This is a genomic window from Pseudomonas sp. SAR267, from assembly GCF_052077595.1.
Lineage (GTDB): Bacteria > Pseudomonadota > Gammaproteobacteria > Pseudomonadales > Pseudomonadaceae > Aquipseudomonas > Aquipseudomonas vlassakiae.
In genome coordinates this window covers 4785146-4800661 of the sequence record NZ_JBQIHU010000001.1, presented here as the reverse complement: position 1 = coordinate 4800661, position 15516 = coordinate 4785146, and the positions used below count along the sequence as shown (strand labels likewise).

Here is a 15516-nt window from a genome sequence, read left to right as displayed (position 1 = left end):
TCAGCCGTTGACGCGCTCGAAGATCTTCTCGATCTTTTCTTTCAGCACCTGGGCGGTGAACGGCTTGACCACGTAACCATTCACGCCGGCCTGGGCCGCTTCGATGATCTGGTCGCGCTTGGCTTCGGCGGTCACCATCAGTACCGGCATGGTTTTCAGCCGATCGTGGGCACGCACCTTGCGCAGCAGGTCGATACCGGACATGCCCGGCATGTTCCAGTCGGTCACCAGGAAGTCGTAGTGGCCGCTTTCGAGCATCGGCAGCGCGGTGGTGCCGTCGTCGGCTTCTTCGGTGTTGGTGAAGCCCAGGTCACGCAACAGGTTCTTGATGATCCGCCGCATCGTCGAAAAGTCGTCAACGATGAGGATTTTCATGTCTTTGTTCAAGTAGACCTCCAAGCAGTCTCAAACGCGCTCGGCCCCGAGCACGCGTATTCATTCAATTCGGTACAACGTGGAAAACGACTGCAACGACCCTCGGCTCAACGCGCCCGCCATTCCCCCAGGCGGCTGCGCAGGCGCGCGGCACACTGGCTGTGCAACTGACTGACACGCGATTCGCTGACCCCCAGCACCTCACCGATCTCCTTGAGGTTCAGCTCTTCGTCGTAGTAAAGCGCCAGCACCAGGCGCTCACGCTCCGGCAGGTTGGCGATCGCATCGGTCAGGGCAGCCTGGAAGCGCTCGTCCTCCAGATCGCGTGACGGCTCGACCTGGCTACTGGCGCCGTCCTCGTGCAGCCCTTCGTGCTCGCCGTCCTGCAGCAGGTCGTCGAAACTGAACAGGCGGCTGCCCAAGGTATCGTTCAAGATCCCGTAGTAATCATCGAGACTCAATTGGAGTTCGGCAGCAACTTCATGATCTTTAGCGTCGCGGCCAGTTCTTGCTTCCACGGCGCGCATCGCGTCACTGACCATGCGCGTATTGCGGTGCACCGAACGCGGTGCCCAATCGCCCTTGCGGACCTCGTCGAGCATCGCCCCGCGGATGCGGATACCCGCGTAGGTTTCAAAGCTGGCGCCCTTGCTGGCGTCGTATTTGTTGGCCACTTCCAGCAGGCCGATCATGCCAGCCTGGATCAGGTCTTCGACCTGGACATTGGCCGGCAGGCGCGCCAGCAAGTGGTAGGCAATGCGCTTGACCAGCGGCGCATAGCGCTCCACCAGCTCGAACTGGGCGTCTTTCGACGCTTTGCTGTACATCTTGAAGCCGCTCGCGTTCATAGCACGGGCCCTGCGCTGGTGGGTTGCACCAGGCGCTCGACGAAGAACTCAAGGTGGCCGCGCGGGTTGGCAGGCAGCGGCCAGCTGTCAACCTTCTGCGCAATGGCCTTGAATGCCAGGGCGCACTTGGAGCGGGGGAAGGCCTCGTACACCGCGCGCTGCTTCTGCACCGCCTTGCGCACGCTTTCGTCGTAAGGCACGGCACCGACGTATTGCAGGGCGACGTCGAGGAAGCGGTCGGTGACCTTGGTCAACTTGGCGAACAGGTTGCGCCCTTCCTGCGGGCTTTGCGCCATGTTGGCCAGCACGCGGAAACGGTTCATCCCGTAGTCACGGTTGAGCAGCTTGATCAGCGCGTAGGCGTCGGTGATCGAGGTCGGCTCGTCGCACACCACGAGCAGCACTTCCTGGGCGGCGCGCACGAAGCTGACTACCGAGTCACCAATGCCTGCAGCGGTGTCGATCACCAGCACATCGAGGTTGTCGCCGATCTCGCTGAAGGCCTGGATCAACCCGGCATGCTGCGCCGGGGCCAGGTGCACCATGCTCTGGGTGCCGGAGGCGGCCGGCACGATGCGCACACCGCCAGGCCCCTGCAACAGCACGTCGCGCAGCTCGCAGCGCCCTTCGATGACATCGGCCAGGGTGCGCTTCGGGGTGAGGCCCAGCAATACGTCGACATTGGCCAGGCCAAGGTCGGCGTCCAGCAACATCACCCGGCGGCCGAGTTCAGCCAGCGCCAGGGACAAGTTCACTGACACGTTAGTCTTGCCGACGCCACCTTTGCCACCGGTGACGGCGATCACCTGTACGGGATGCATGCTACCCATGTTCGTTGTTTACCTTGTCTCGCTTGGACCCAAGCCACACGCGGGGCAAGACTGCCAACCCCGAAATGTAGGTACTTTGCATACGCTTCATCCTCAACCCGCGCGCCGCGGGTTGTGGTAGAGATCAGCGAACATGTCGGCCATCGCCTCTTCGCTGGGCTCGTCCTGCAACTGCACATTGACCGCGCGGGTCACCAGTTGGTGCGGGCGTGGCAGGTGCAGGTCGTCAGGAATACGCGGGCCATCGGTGAGGTAGGCCACGGGCAGTTCATGACTGATGGCCAGGCTCAGCACATCGCCGAGGCTCGCCGTTTCATCGAGTTTGGTCAGGATGCAGCCGGCCAGGCCGCAGCGCTTGTAGCTATGGTAGGCGGCGGTCAGCACCTGCTTCTGGCTGGTGGTGGCCAGTACCAGGTAGTTCTTCGCGGCGATGCCACGCCCGGCCAGGGTTTCCAGTTGCATGCGCAGGGCCGGGTCGCTGGCCTGCAGGCCGGCGGTGTCGATCAGTACCACACGCTTGCGCAGCAGCGGTTCCAGCGCTGCTGCCAGCGATTGGCCAGGGTCGACGTAGGTCACCGGCACATTGAGGATGCGCCCCAGGGTCTTGAGCTGTTCCTGGGCACCGATGCGGAAGCTGTCCATGCTCACCAGGGCCAGGTTCTGCGGGCCGTACTTGAGCACATAGCGTGCCGCCAGCTTGGCCAGGGTGGTGGTCTTGCCCATGCCGGCAGGGCCGACCATGGCGATGACCCCGCCCTCTTCGATCGGCTCGATCTGCGGCACTTCGATCATCCGCGCCAGGTGCGCCAGCAGCATGCGCCAGGCCTGACGCGGCTCTTCGATCTCCTGGGTGAGGTCGAGCAGCTCGCGGGCGATCGGGCCGGACAGGCCGATGCGCTGTAGGCGACGCCACAGGTTGGCCTGAGCCGGTTTGCTGCCCTGCAGCTGGTTCCAGGCCAGCGAGCCGAGCTGCACTTCGAGCAGTTCGCGCAGGCCCGAGAGCTCCGAGCGCATGGCGTCGAACAGGCGCGGGTCGACCGGCGCCGGGGTGGGCGCGGCAGCGGGTGCCGGCGCCTCCACGTGCGGCTCGATCAACGGCTCGGCCGCGGTCAACGACTGGCCGGCGAACAATTGGCGGTTGCCTTCGCTGGCTTCGGCGCGGTTGTCCAGCTCGGCCTGGGCTGTGGCGATGCGCGACTGGGTCTTGCGCAGCTCTTCTTCCAGCGCGACGTTAGGCACGCGGGGGGCCAGCGCGGACAGCTTGTAGTCCAGCGCGGCGGTCAGCTCGACACCTCCGGCGATGCGGCGGTTGCCAATGATGGCGGCATCGGAGCCCAGCTCATCACGGACCAGCTTCATGGCCTGACGCATATCGGCGGCGAAAAAACGCTTGACTTGCATAACCCACTACCTCAGCCGTTGGGGCCCACTGTGGCAACGATGGTGACTTGCTTGTTATCCGGTATTTCCTGATACGCCAGAACATGCAAATTCGGTACAGCCAGGCGGCCGAAGCGCGACAGCATGGCACGGATCGGGCCAGCGACCAGGAGAATGGCCGGCTGGCCTTGCATCTCCTGGCGCTGGCAGGCGTCGATCAACGAGCGCTGCAGCTTTTCGGCCATGCTCGGCTCAAGAAGAACACCGTCTTCCTGGCCCTGCCCGGCCCTTTGCAAACTATTGAGCAAAATTTGTTCCAACCTTGGCTCAAGGGTGATCACGGGAAGCTCGGACTCAACGCCGACAATGCTTTGGACGATGGCGCGACACAATCCGACGCGCACTGCTGCCACCAGCGCGGCGGTATCTTGACTCTTGCTGGCATTGTTGGCGATGGCCTCGGCAATACTGCGGATGTCACGCACCGGCACTTGCTCGGACAACAATGCCTGCAGGACCTTGAGCAGCCCCGACAAGGAAATGACACCCGGCACCAACTCTTCCGCAAGTTTAGGCGATGCCTTGGACAAGACCTGCAACAGTTGCTGGACCTCCTCATGGCCGATCAGCTCGTGGCAGTGCTTCTGCAGGATCTGGTTGAGGTGGGTGGCCACCACGGTACTGGCGTCGACCACGGTGTACCCCAGCGATTGCGCCTGCGCGCGCTGGCCGATGTCGATCCATACCGCCTCAAGGCCGAATGCCGGGTCGCGCGCGGCGATACCGTTGAGCGTGCCGAACACCTGGCCGGGGTTGATCGCCAGTTCGCGGTCCGGATAGATCTCGGCCTCCGCCAGGATCACCCCCATCAGCGTCAGGCGATAAGCGCTGGGTTGCAGGTCGAGGTTATCGCGGATGTGTACGGTCGGCATGAGAAAACCCAGGTCCTGCGACAGTTTCTTGCGCACCCCCTTGATCCGCGCCAGCAGTTGCCCACCCTGGTTGCGGTCGACCAGCGGAATCAGGCGGTAGCCCACTTCCAGGCCGATCATGTCGATCGGCGTCACGTCGTCCCAGCCCAGCTCCTTGGTCTCCAGCGCGCGCTGCGGCGACGGCAGCAGGTCCTGCTGGCGCTGCGCCTCCTTCTGCGCCTCGAGTTTGGCCTTCTGCTGCTTTTTCCATACCAGGTAGGCGCCGCCACCGGCCAGCAGGCCGAGGCTGAGGAAGGCAATGTGTGGCATGCCCGGCACCAGGCCCATGATGATCATCAGCGCCGCCGACACCCCCAGCGCCTTGGGCGAATCGAACATCTGGCGGTTGATCAGCTTGCCCATGTCCTCGGAGCCGGAGGCACGGGTCACCATGATCGCGGCGGCGGTGGACAGCAGCAGTGATGGCAATTGCGCCACCAAACCGTCACCGATGGTCAGCAAGGCGTAGACCTTGCCCGCATCGCTGAACGACATGTTGTGTTGCAGCATACCGATCAGCATGCCGCCGATGAGGTTGATGAACAGGATCAGCAGGCCGGCGATGGCGTCACCACGGACGAACTTGCTGGCACCGTCCATCGAGCCGTAGAACTCGGCCTCCTGGGCCACCTCGGCACGACGCGCCTTGGCCTGGGCCTGGTCGATCAGGCCGGCATTGAGGTCGGCGTCGATGGCCATCTGCTTGCCCGGCATGGCGTCGAGGGTGAAGCGTGCGCTCACCTCGGAAATACGCCCGGCACCTTTGGTCACCACCACGAAGTTGATGATCATGAGGATGGCGAACACCACCGCACCCACGACGTAATTGCCGCCGATCACCACCTCACCAAAGGCCTGGATCACTTTACCGGCAGCGCCATGGCCCTCCTGGCCATGGAGCATCACCACCCGCGTGGAGGCCACGTTCAACGCCAGGCGCAGCAAGGTTGCCACCAGCAGGATGGTCGGGAACGCGGCGAAGTCCAGCGGGCGCAGGGCGTACACGCAGACCAGCAGGACCACGATCGACAGGGCGATGTTGAAGGTGAAGAACACGTCGAGCAGGAACGGCGGTATCGGCAACATCATCATTGCCAACATCACCAGCAGCAGCAACGGCACGCCCAGATTGCCCCGGCCGAGCCCGGCCAGGTTGTTGCGGGCGTTGCTGATTAACTGAGTGCGATCCACCGCGAGTCCTCTTGATGCAAAACTTTGACGCCCAAGGGGCGCTTGGGCGTGGCTTTGCAAGAAGCCTTCCAACTTTGCTCGGCTATGGATTTATGTTGCCTGAACAGGCCTCTTCGCGGGCACGCCCGCTTCCACAAGTACCGCGCACACTCAGCCCTTGTGATATTCCTGTGGGAGCGGGCATGCCCGCGAAGAGGCCGGTACAGGCTAGAATCAGTTGTCGCGACGAAGGTCCGGCGGAATCGGCAGGTCTGGCTTCAGCGGCTCTGGCCGCTTGCCCTTGCCGGAGCGGTATTGGCGAATCTGGAACACATAGGCCAGCACCTGCGCCACCGCCAGGTACAGCCCCGCCGGAATCTCCCCCTCGACCTCGGTGGAGTAGTAGATCGCCCGCGCCAGGGCCGGCGATTCGAGGATCTGCACCTTGTGCTCGACGCCGATCTCGCGAATCTTCAAGGCAATGAAGTCAGTTCCCTTGGCCACCAGCAACGGCGCTACCCCGCCCTTCTCCGGGTCGTACTGCAGGGCCACGGCATAGTGCGTCGGGTTGGTGATGATCACGTCGGCCTCGGGCACAGCCGCCATCATGCGCCGCTGCGACACCTCGCGCTGCAACTGGCGGATGCGCTGCTTGACCTCAGGCTTGCCTTCGCTGTCCTTGTACTCGTCCTTGACCTCCTGCTTGGTCATCTTCAGCTTCTTGTGCGTCTGCCAGAGCTGGAACGGCACGTCCGCCGCCGCGATCAACAGCAACCCGGCCGCCATCCACAAGGCACTCCAGCCGACCACCTGGACGCTGTGGATGATCGCCTGCTCCAGCGGCTCGTTGGCGATGGCCAACAACGCCTGGCGATCATTGCCCAGCACCACCAGCGCAACGATCAGGATCACGAAGAACTTGGCCATCGCCTTGAGCAACTCGGTCAGCGAGTTGAGCGAAAACATCCGCTTGATACCTGACAACGGGTTCATCCGGCTGAACTTGGGCTGCAACAGGCTTCCGGAAAAGATGAACCCGCCAAGGGCGATGGGTGACACGAAGGCGATCACGAACAGCAGCATGAGCACCGGCTGCACCGCCCATATGGCCATCTTGCCGGACGCCAGCAGGAACATGCCCATCGAGCGCTCGTCGGTCAGCACCTCCCGGGGCAGGGAAAAGTTCATCCGCATCAGCGTCATCAAGGTTTCCGCCAGGTTGCCGCCAAAGGCCAGCAGCGCGCCGGCACCGGCCAGGGTGGAGGCTACGGTGTTGAGCTCCTTGGAACGGGCAATCTCACCTTTCTCGCGCGCATCGCGCTTGCGTTTGTCGGTGGGGTCTTCCGTCTTGTCCTGCCCACTCTCGCTTTCAGCCATGCTCAGCGCGCCCTTGCCAGGTCACGCAGCCACTGCAACGCGTCACTGGCCAACGCCTGGTAGTGGGAGAGAATGTCGGCCAACCCGACCCAGAAGATGCCCATGCCCAGTACCAGCGTCAGTGGAAAACCGATGGAAAAGATGTTCAGCTGGGGCGCTGCGCGGGTCATCACGCCAAACGCGATGTTCACCACCAGCAGCGCAGTGATGGCCGGCAGGATCAACAGCAATCCGGCACCGAACACCCAGCTCAGGCGCCCGACCAGCTCCCAGAAGTGACTGACAACCAGGGCGTTGCCTACCGGCAAGGTGGTAAAGCTTTCGGTCAGCACTTCGAACGCCACCAGGTGGCCGTTCATCAGCAGGAAAAGCACGCTGACCAGCATGGTCATGAACTGGCTGATGACGGCCACGTTGACCCCGTTGGCCGGGTCGACCATGGAGGCAAAGGCCATGCCCATCTGCACGGCGACAATCTGCCCGGCGATGACGAAGACCTGGAACAGCAGCTGCAGGGAGAACCCGAACAACGCGCCAACGATCACCTGCTCGCCACACAGCAGCAGGCCGCGCAGGCTCAGCGGGTCGAATTCCGGCAGGGCCGGCAAGGCCGGCACGATCACCACGGTAATCGCCACCGCCACATACAGGCGAATGCGCGCCGGCAGCATGCGGGTGCCGAAGATCGGCATGGTCATCAGCACCGCCGTCACCCTGAACAGCGGCAGGATGAAGGTGGCGACCCAGGTGCCGATCTGCGCGTCGGTCAGCTCCAGCATGGCAGGCTCAACCGATCAGCTGCGGGATGCTGGTGTACAGGCCGGTGATGTACTCCATGAACTTCTGTACCAGCCATGGCCCGGCGACGATCAGCGTGACCAGCATCACCAGCAGGCGCGGCAAGAAGCTCAGGGTCTGTTCGTTGATCTGCGTGGCAGCCTGGAACATCGCCACGACCAGGCCAACCAGCAGACTCGGTATCACCAGGATGGCAACCATCAGGGTGGTCAGCCACAGTGCGTCACGGAACAGGTCGACAGCGACTTCAGGTGTCATGCGTAGGCTCTCCTGGCAGCGTCACACGCCGCCGAAACTGCCGGCCAAGGTGCCCATGATCAGCGCCCAGCCATCGACCAGGACAAACAGCATGATCTTGAACGGCAGCGAGATGATCAGCGGCGACAGCATCATCATGCCCATGGCCATCAGCACACTGGCCACGACCATGTCGATGATCAGGAACGGGATGAAGATCATGAAGCCGATCTGGAACGCGGTCTTCAATTCCGAGGTAACGAATGCCGGTACCAGGATCGTCAGCGGGACCTGGTCGGGGCCGGCGATGTCGGTGCGCTTGGACAGGCGCATGAACAGGTCGAGATCGCTTTGCCGGGTCTGCGCCAGCATGAAGTCCTTGAGCGGGCCCTGGGCCTTGTCGATGGCTTGCTGGGCGGTCATCTTCTCGCTCAGGTACGGCTGCAGGGCATCCTGGTTAACCCGGTCGAACACCGGCGCCATGATGAACATCGTCAGGAACAGGGCCATGCCGGTCAGCACTTGGTTCGACGGCGTCTGCTGCAGGCCCAGGGCCTGGCGCAGGATCGAGAACACGATGATGATGCGGGTGAAGCTGGTCATCAGGATGACGAACGCCGGGATGAAGCTCAGCGCCGTCATGATCAGCAGGATCTGCAGGCTGACCGAATACTCCTGCTGCCCGTCCGCAGTGTTGGACAGGGTGATGGCCGGGATCGACAGCGGGTCCGCGCCCTGGGCCAGCGGCGCTGCCAGCAGCAGGGCGATTGGCAACAAGGTGCTCAACAAAATGCGCAACGCGCCATTCATCACTTCTTGTCCTTCTGATCCTTGCCCATCAGCTCCATCAGCCGCTGGGCAAACTCTGGCGTCGCCTGGCGGGCGCTGACGGGCACTTCGACCGGTTCGGCCATGACATGCAGGGCTTCGATGCTGCCTGGCGTGTGACCGATGAGGATCTGCTCCTTGCCGACCTGCACCAGCAGCAGCCGGTCACGCGGGCCGATGGCGCGGCTGCCGACGATCTCGATCACCTGCCCGCCCTTGGGCGTGGCACCCTGCATGCGGCGCAGCGCCCAGGCCAGGAAGAAGATCAGCCCCACCACCAGCAACAGGCCGAACACCATCTGCGCCAGCTGCCCGCCCAAGCTGCCGGGCGCAGTGGCCGGCACCGCAGCCGGCGAGGCAGCAGGCGTGGCAGCGGCGATGGCCAGGTCGCTGACCAGCAGCGTGGCCAGGGCCAACACGGCCCGCATCGTGCGCTTCACTCAGCGCAGCTTCTTGATACGTTCGCTGGGGCTGATCACGTCAGTCAGGCGGATGCCGAACTTCTCGTTGACCACTACCACTTCACCGTGGGCGATCAGCGTGCCGTTGACCAGCACATCGAGCGGCTCACCGGCCAGCCGGTCAAGTTCGATCACCGAGCCCTGGTTGAGCTGCAGCAGGTTGCGGATGTTGATTTCGGTACTGCCCACTTCCATGGAAATGCTCACCGGAATATCCAGGATCACATCCAGGTTCGGGCCTTCGAGGCTGACGTTCTCGTTCGGCCGCGGCGAGCTGGCGAACTCCTCCATCGGCAGGCGACCGGCACTGGGCTTGCCGCTGTCAGCGGCGAGCAGTGCATCGATGTCGGACTGGCCGGCATCACCGGTTTCTTCCAGGGCCGCAGCCCACTCATCGGCCAAAGCCTGGTCTTCAGGGGAAGTGATCTCGTTTTCGTTAGCCATGATGTCCTCGACAGGCATTCAATTCGTTGAGAGCGATCGGCACGCGTTCAGCGGCGTTCGATCGGGTCGATGATCTGCAGGGCCAGGTTGCCCTTGTGCGAACCCAGGCGCGCCTTGAACGACGGCACGCCATTGGCGCGCAGCACCAGGTGCTCGGGCAGCTCGACCGGAATCACGTCGCCGGCCTGCATGTGCAGGATGTCGCGCAGCTTCAGCTGGCGGCGGGCAACCGTGGCGGTCAGCGGCACGGAGACATCCAGCACGTCCTCGCGCAGGGCCTTGACCCAGCGCTCGTCCTGGTCGTCGAGGTCGGACTGGAAGCCGGCGTCGAGCATTTCCCGCACCGGCTCGATCATCGAATACGGCATGGTTACATGCAGGTCACCGCCACCGCCGTCCAGTTCGATGTGGAAGGTCGACACCACCACCGCTTCGCTCGGGCCGACGATGTTGGCCATGGCCGGGTTGACCTCTGAGTTCATGTACTCGAAGTTGACCGGCATGATCGCCTGCCATGCCTCCTTGAGGTCGACGAAGCACTGGTCCAGCACCATGCGCACCACGCGCAACTCGGTGGGAGTGAATTCGCGGCCTTCGATCTTGGCGTGACGGCCGTCCCCGCCGAAGAAGTTGTCCACCAGCTTGAACACCAGCTTGGCGTCGAGTATGAACAGCGCGGTACCACGCAGTGGCTTGATCTTGACCAGGTTGAGGCTGGTCGGCACGTACAGCGAATGCACGTACTCGCCAAACTTCATCACCTGCACGCCGCCGACAGCCACGTCGGCCGAGCGGCGCAGCAGGTTGAACATGCTGATGCGGGTGTAGCGGGCGAAACGCTCGTTGATCATTTCCAGGGTCGGCATGCGACCCCGCACGATCCGATCCTGGCTGGTCAGGTCGTAGCTTTTGATGCTGCCAGGCTCGGCAGCGCTCTCGGTCTGTACCAGCCCATCGTCGACGCCATGCAACAGGGCATCGATCTCATCCTGGGACAGCAGGTCCTGTACGGCCATTGCGGACTCCTACTGCAATACGAAATTGGTGAACAGCAACTGGTCGACCACCGGCCTGCCGACTTCCTTCTGCGCCACTTCCTGAACCACTGCGGTGGCTTTCTGACGCAGCATCTCCTGGCCCACCGAACTGGCCGCCAGAGTGTCGAACCCCTGCCCGGAGAACATCATCACCAGGTTGTTGCGGATCACCGGCATGTGCACCGTGAGCGCGTCCAGGTCGGCCTGGCTACGGCCTTGCATCGTGATGCTCAGCTGCATGTAGCGCTGGCGGCCGTTCTGGTTGAAGTTGACCACGAAGGCTGGCGCCAGCGGCACGTAGATCGCTGGGGCCTTGGCGTTGGTGGCAGCTGCTTCCGGGGCGGGTGCCGATTCAGTCTTGTGCATGATGAACCAGGTGGCGCCCACCGACAGGCCGACTGCCAGCAACAGGGCCAGCACCAGCAGCAGGATCAGCTTGAGTTTGCCTTTTGCGGCGGGGTCTTTCACTGCGTCGCTCTTCGCCATGCCAATAATCCGTCGTCCATCGGGGTTTCAAAGAAGGATGACGTGGCTTGAGCAAGTGTTATGCCATGTTTGGCTTGAGAGGTGTGTCGCCTGTGAGATCGAGCGCCGCCCGCGCGGCGCATCGCGGGCAAGCCCGCTCCCACATCTGTTTCGGGCCAGTCATTCCTGTGCCGCCAACAGGGACCGCCTTGTTGGCATGTCGATGCATCTCGGTGGGCGCTGATGCCGCTCCACCTGTCTCCAGTCATGCACCAAGGCGGATCCTGTTGGCGGCACAGGAGATATTGGCCCGAAACAGATGTGGGAGCGGGCTTGCCCGCGATGCGCCGCGCGGGCGGCGCTCGATCTCAAAGGCGCTGAAAATCTCAAGGCAGACACATCAGGCGTAATAATCGACAGCACTGTCACCAATGACCACCTGCTGCTCGACAGCCCGGGAGACCTCGCCCGCCCCACTCTGTTCGCCCTCGCCGCCCTGAGCCCGGCGCGCAGCCACCCCGGACAGCTGCGAGCCGTCCTGCTGCGCCTGTTGCTGCTGCTGACGCGACTGGTCGGCAACGTTGACGTCCGGCTGCGCCAACCCCTGCTGGGCAAACAGCTCGCGCAGGCGATACACCTGGCTGTCCAGCGCATCGCGTACGCCGGCATGACCACTGACAAAGGTGATTTGCGTGGACTGGTCAGTCGCCACATTGACGCGAATATCGAGGCGGCCGAGCTCAGCCGGCTCCAGCTGAATATCCGCCGACTTGAGGTTCTGGCTGGACAGGTACATGACCCGGTTGACCAGGCCTTCGGCCCATGCACCCTGGTTCATGTGCAGCGGCTGATGCAACGGATTGGCATTGACCGGCACGGCATTGGCGGTCTTGGCAGTCACCGCCTGGGTCAGGCTGGCCAGGCGATTGGCAAAGTCATCGACGCGGGTGTCGCTGCTGGCGCTCTTGGTGTCCTTGAGCCCGTCTTCGAGCAAGGTACCGAAGGCCTTGTCGCCGGTCTCGGACTTGCCGGCCTCGCCCTCGACCTTGTCGATCAGGGTCGCCAATGGATTGACGGCCGCCTGATTGTCATCGGACTGGGTTTTGCCTGGCTCCGCAGCGTGCGTCGACGTCGTGCCTTTGGCCTGGGCGCTCTGCTCCAGGGCCAGACGCAACGTCGGCAGATTGGCCAACGGGTCGGCATCCGGGTCAAACGCATCGGTCTCGGGCTGTTCCGGCACTGGCTTGGCAACCTCGGCCACGGGCGGCTGCTGGATAGCCGCCTGCAACACCGGCGCCACGGCTTCAGCCTGAGCCTGCAGCAACTGCGCGCCGGGCTGCGCGTCGGTCACCTGGCCCGCCACCAGGCTGGCATCGAGCGACCCCACGTCACTGGGCACGGTAGCGTCGACAGTGGCAGGCGGCGCATCGTCTGCTGGCAATATGTTGCCGTCATCGGCAACCGCCGGTTTGTCGGCGGCCTCCTTCTTGCCGCCCTGGGCAACGTCAGGCTTGTCCTTCGCGACCGGCGGGGCCGCCTTGTCGTTGCGTGCAGGTGCCTTGTCACGCCCCTGCCCAGCCATGACCTGATCGAAGCCGGCGCCTTGCCCGCCCGCCGCCTGCAGCGGCTTGTCCACCCGCGAGGAGCCCGCGCTCGACGGCTTGCTCAGGGTGTTGGCTTGCAACAAAGGGTTGGATGCGACAGGCATTGAGCGGTCTCCGCGCCAGAAACTGGAATATCATCTGGACACTGAGAGGCAAAAGTCGCGCCAACTTTCCATCAACTCGCCGAAACGCGCTCACGCTCGCCACGATAGAAGCCTTTCACCTCCAGGTATTCCTGGTCGATCCGGTTGATCAGGTCTTCGATGCCATACAGCGGCCGCTCTTTGACCCGCTCCTCCAACTGCTGGCACAAGCGGGAAAGGCCAACGGCCCCCATGTTGCTGCTGCTGCCCTTGAAGCTGTGCGCGGCCATGCCGAGCTCATCGGCACTCTTGGCCTCATGCAGCTGGTTCAAACGCTGTTCGGAGTCTTCCAGGAAAGTGTCCAGCAACTGCAGGTAGCCATCTTCCATGACCTCCTGCAGGTCGCTGAGTACCTTGTGGTCAATATGCATGTCAGTCACTTGCTCACTCCTTGATCAAGCCGGATTATGCCTGAGCCGCCCTGCGGCCCTCCAGACACATCACCAATCAAACCGCACGCGGGCGCAGCGGCCACCTTCGCACCACTCGGCATGGCTGCCAAGCCGCCGCACCAGGTGTAGCCCGCGGCCACTCAACTCCTGCTCCACCGACGGACGCGACAGCACACGCTGCACATCGAACCCCGCGCCACTGTCGCGGACCTCGATGGTGAGACGCCCGCCCGACCCAGAGGGTTCAACCTTCAGGTCGATACGCACGAACCCGTCGGCCAGTGTCACCAGGCGCCGGGCGCGCTCCTCATAGTAGTCGGCAAAACCTTGCACATCCCGTTTGAGCTGCGAATCCAGGCCCAATACACCATGTTCCAGGGCATTGGTGAACAGCTCACTGAGCACGTTGTGCAAAGCGCCAGTGCGCGGCCGCAGGCCATGAATCTCCTGCAACAACTGCACCAGGTAAGGCACCGGGTTGAATCGCTTGAGGCTTTCACCGCGCAATTCGAACGCCAACGCCCAGTCCAGCGGACTGGAGCGCCCACTGTCGGAATACAGGGTCGGCGCGGGCACCCGGTCCTCGCCACTGAACATGCGTATGTCGCACAGGCTGATGTCATCCCGGGGGCTGCCGCCAAAACGCGCCAAGGCCTGCATTACCTCATCGAACAGCTGCGCCGGGTCACGATTGGCGGCCAGCACCTCGCGCAAGCGCTCCACACCGAACAGGCGCTCGTGCTCGTCTGCGGTATCGACCACGCCATCGGACAGCAACAACAGCCGCTCCCCCGCCGCCATCGGCAGCACTTCGGTGCTGTCATCGAAGCGCTCCGGCGCGAGGATGCCCAGCGGCAGATGACGCGACCCGAGCCTGCCGAGCACTTCGCCGTCTACCGACAGCCGGTAGCCATCCGGCATGCCGCCATTCCACACTTCCACCGCCCCGCGCTGCACACTCAGGTTGAGCAGCAGCGCACAGCAAAACATGTCCACCGGCAGGATGCGCTTGAGCTTGGCATTCATCTCGCGCAGCATCTGCGCCAAGCCATAGCCCTTCGCGGTCATCCCGTAGAACACTTCCGCCAGCGGCATTGCCCCCACTGCCGCCGGCAAGCCATGGCCGGTGAAATCCCCCAGCAGCACATGCATGTCACCGGCCGGGGTAAACGCAGCCAGCAGCAGGTCACCATTGAACAGCGCATAGGGAGACTGCAGGTAACGGATGTTCGGCGCCGTGATGCAGCCGGAATGCGCGACCTTGTCGAACACCGCCTTGGCCACCCGCTGCTCGTTGAGCAAGTGATGATGGTGGCGGGTGATCTGGTCACGCTGCTCGAGCACGGTCGCCTGCAAACGGCGCAGGCGGTCCATGGCGCGGATCTTGGCCGCGAGGATCACCGCACTGTAGGGCTTGGCCATGAAGTCGTCACCGCCGGCCTCCAGACATCGCACCAGGGCATCCTCTTCGCTCAGCGAGGTCAGGAAGATGATCGGCACCAGCGCCTCGCCGGCCAGTGTCTTGATCTGCCGCGCCGCCTCGAAACCATCCATCACCGGCATCAAGGCGTCGAGCAACACCAGTTGCGGACGCTGTTCGGCAAACAGCGCCACGGCCTGCTCGCCATTTTCCGCAGTGAACACCCGGTGGCCCTGGCGACGCACAATCTGCGCCAGCAACACGCGGTCTACCGCACTGTCCTCCGCCACCAGTACGGTCAACGCATGCTCGGCCGGCATCTGGGCACTCAACTGATATCGAACAGTTTTTCGAAATTGGAAATGGCCAGGATCTTGCGCACGTCGGAGTTGGCGTGCACCACGCGCACGTCCGAATCGTCACCCCCGGCATGGTCCCGCAACAGCAGCAGCATGCCCAGCGCAGAGCTGTCCAGGTAGGTAGCCTCCTTCAGGTCGACCACTACCGAATCAGGCTTGTTCTCTTGGCGCTCGTAGGCATCACGGAATTCCTGATGCTTGCCAAAATCGAAGCGCCCCTTGACCTTGATCGTGAGTTTTTTCTCGTCCTGCGAAAAATCAGTCTCGACTGCCATGCTAGCGATCCCTTCGATGATGGCGAATGCAACTCTTCAAGGTTTAGCAGCCCGATGCCGGAGTGGCAAGGTAGCCTGTGCCGGCCTCTTCGCGGGTAAACC

At 63.2% G+C, this 15516-nt stretch carries 17 protein-coding genes; all 17 read right to left on the bottom strand.

The genetic code is table 11. From position 1 onward, the window contains the following. On the bottom strand, window positions 1-375 hold the full coding sequence (locus ACTORR_RS22505; RefSeq protein ID WP_099814199.1) for a chemotaxis response regulator CheY: 375 nt from the start codon (window positions 373-375) through the stop codon (window positions 1-3). 107 nt (window positions 376-482) lie between these two features. Then, window positions 483-1223: an RNA polymerase sigma factor FliA gene (gene fliA, locus ACTORR_RS22500; protein WP_054884182.1), complete on the bottom strand. Its 741-nt coding sequence runs from the start codon at window positions 1221-1223 to the stop codon at window positions 483-485. After that, window positions 1220-2053, bottom strand: a complete 834-nt coding sequence (gene fleN / locus ACTORR_RS22495; RefSeq protein ID WP_054884183.1) for a flagellar synthesis regulator FleN — start codon at window positions 2051-2053, stop codon at window positions 1220-1222. Before fleN ends, fliA begins: the two co-directional genes overlap by 4 nt. Before the next feature lie 93 nt (window positions 2054-2146). Continuing rightward, a complete protein-coding gene (flhF, locus tag ACTORR_RS22490; RefSeq protein WP_054884184.1) occupies window positions 2147-3454 on the bottom strand; it encodes a flagellar biosynthesis protein FlhF in 1308 nt (435 codons plus the stop codon). An 11-nt stretch (window positions 3455-3465) separates the two neighbouring features. Next, window positions 3466-5595, bottom strand: a complete 2130-nt coding sequence (gene flhA, locus ACTORR_RS22485; RefSeq protein ID WP_054884185.1) for a flagellar biosynthesis protein FlhA — start codon at window positions 5593-5595, stop codon at window positions 3466-3468. Between the two features lie 213 nt (window positions 5596-5808). Next, the gene (gene flhB / locus ACTORR_RS22480) at window positions 5809-6951 is read right to left on the bottom strand and encodes a flagellar biosynthesis protein FlhB (protein WP_054884186.1); all 1143 of its coding nucleotides are present in this window, start codon (window positions 6949-6951) and stop codon (window positions 5809-5811) included. 2 nt (window positions 6952-6953) lie between these two features. Beyond that, the gene (gene fliR / locus ACTORR_RS22475) at window positions 6954-7730 is read right to left on the bottom strand and encodes a flagellar biosynthetic protein FliR (RefSeq protein ID WP_313365924.1); all 777 of its coding nucleotides are present in this window, start codon (window positions 7728-7730) and stop codon (window positions 6954-6956) included. A 7-nt stretch (window positions 7731-7737) separates the two neighbouring features. Further along, window positions 7738-8007 carry a flagellar biosynthesis protein FliQ gene (fliQ, locus tag ACTORR_RS22470; RefSeq protein WP_054884188.1) on the bottom strand — a complete coding sequence of 90 codons (270 nt, stop codon included), beginning with the start codon at window positions 8005-8007 and terminating at the stop codon, window positions 7738-7740. A gap of 21 nt (window positions 8008-8028) precedes the next feature. After that, window positions 8029-8796: a flagellar type III secretion system pore protein FliP gene (gene fliP, locus ACTORR_RS22465; protein ID WP_054884189.1), complete on the bottom strand. Its 768-nt coding sequence runs from the start codon at window positions 8794-8796 to the stop codon at window positions 8029-8031. Next, on the bottom strand, window positions 8796-9242 hold the full coding sequence (gene fliO, locus ACTORR_RS22460; RefSeq protein ID WP_054884197.1) for a flagellar biosynthetic protein FliO: 447 nt from the start codon (window positions 9240-9242) through the stop codon (window positions 8796-8798). Before fliO ends, fliP begins: the two co-directional genes overlap by 1 nt. A 12-nt stretch (window positions 9243-9254) precedes the next feature. Beyond that, on the bottom strand, window positions 9255-9719 hold the full coding sequence (fliN, locus tag ACTORR_RS22455) for a flagellar motor switch protein FliN (RefSeq protein ID WP_054884198.1): 465 nt from the start codon (window positions 9717-9719) through the stop codon (window positions 9255-9257). Between the two features lie 47 nt (window positions 9720-9766). Beyond that, complete coding sequence (gene fliM, locus ACTORR_RS22450; protein ID WP_054884190.1) at window positions 9767-10735, bottom strand: flagellar motor switch protein FliM; 969 nt, start codon at window positions 10733-10735, stop codon at window positions 9767-9769. A 9-nt stretch (window positions 10736-10744) separates the two neighbouring features. Beyond that, entirely contained in the window at window positions 10745-11242 is a 498-nt protein-coding gene (gene fliL / locus ACTORR_RS22445) for a flagellar basal body-associated protein FliL (RefSeq protein WP_054884191.1), read from the bottom strand. A gap of 379 nt (window positions 11243-11621) precedes the next feature. Beyond that, entirely contained in the window at window positions 11622-12929 is a 1308-nt protein-coding gene (locus tag ACTORR_RS22440; RefSeq protein ID WP_099814202.1) for a flagellar hook-length control protein FliK, read from the bottom strand. Window positions 12930-13000: 71 nt separating this feature from the next. Beyond that, window positions 13001-13348: an Hpt domain-containing protein gene (locus ACTORR_RS22435; protein WP_054887150.1), complete on the bottom strand. Its 348-nt coding sequence runs from the start codon at window positions 13346-13348 to the stop codon at window positions 13001-13003. Between the two features lie 60 nt (window positions 13349-13408). Beyond that, entirely contained in the window at window positions 13409-15100 is a 1692-nt protein-coding gene (locus ACTORR_RS22430; RefSeq protein ID WP_099814203.1) for a fused response regulator/phosphatase, read from the bottom strand. 8 nt (window positions 15101-15108) lie between these two features. Beyond that, window positions 15109-15414 carry an STAS domain-containing protein gene (locus tag ACTORR_RS22425; RefSeq protein WP_054887152.1) on the bottom strand — a complete coding sequence of 102 codons (306 nt, stop codon included), beginning with the start codon at window positions 15412-15414 and terminating at the stop codon, window positions 15109-15111. Window positions 15415-15516 lie beyond the last annotated feature (102 nt).

Excerpts from the sequence above, each read along its gene's own strand:
- ACTORR_RS22430 (WP_099814203.1), bottom strand. The coding sequence starts at position 15,100 with ATGCCGGCCGAGCATGCGTTGACCGTACTGGTGGCGGAGGACAGTGCG.
- ACTORR_RS22440 (WP_099814202.1), bottom strand. The coding sequence starts at position 12,929 with ATGCCTGTCGCATCCAACCCTTTGTTGCAAGCCAACACCCTGAGCAAG.
- ACTORR_RS22425 (WP_054887152.1), bottom strand. The coding sequence starts at position 15,414 with ATGGCAGTCGAGACTGATTTTTCGCAGGACGAGAAAAAACTCACGATC.
- fliP (WP_054884189.1), bottom strand. The coding sequence starts at position 8,796 with ATGAATGGCGCGTTGCGCATTTTGTTGAGCACCTTGTTGCCAATCGCC.
- fliA (WP_054884182.1), bottom strand. The coding sequence starts at position 1,223 with ATGAACGCGAGCGGCTTCAAGATGTACAGCAAAGCGTCGAAAGACGCC.
- fliO (WP_054884197.1), bottom strand. The coding sequence starts at position 9,242 with ATGCGGGCCGTGTTGGCCCTGGCCACGCTGCTGGTCAGCGACCTGGCC.
- ACTORR_RS22505 (WP_099814199.1), bottom strand. The coding sequence starts at position 375 with ATGAAAATCCTCATCGTTGACGACTTTTCGACGATGCGGCGGATCATC.
- fliL (WP_054884191.1), bottom strand. The coding sequence starts at position 11,242 with ATGGCGAAGAGCGACGCAGTGAAAGACCCCGCCGCAAAAGGCAAACTC.
- fliN (WP_054884198.1), bottom strand. The coding sequence starts at position 9,719 with ATGGCTAACGAAAACGAGATCACTTCCCCTGAAGACCAGGCTTTGGCC.
- fliQ (WP_054884188.1), bottom strand. The coding sequence starts at position 8,007 with ATGACACCTGAAGTCGCTGTCGACCTGTTCCGTGACGCACTGTGGCTG.
- flhB (WP_054884186.1), bottom strand. The coding sequence starts at position 6,951 with ATGGCTGAAAGCGAGAGTGGGCAGGACAAGACGGAAGACCCCACCGAC.
- flhF (WP_054884184.1), bottom strand. The coding sequence starts at position 3,454 with ATGCAAGTCAAGCGTTTTTTCGCCGCCGATATGCGTCAGGCCATGAAG.
- fliM (WP_054884190.1), bottom strand. The coding sequence starts at position 10,735 with ATGGCCGTACAGGACCTGCTGTCCCAGGATGAGATCGATGCCCTGTTG.
- fleN (WP_054884183.1), bottom strand. The coding sequence starts at position 2,053 with ATGGGTAGCATGCATCCCGTACAGGTGATCGCCGTCACCGGTGGCAAA.
- fliR (WP_313365924.1), bottom strand. The coding sequence starts at position 7,730 with ATGCTGGAGCTGACCGACGCGCAGATCGGCACCTGGGTCGCCACCTTC.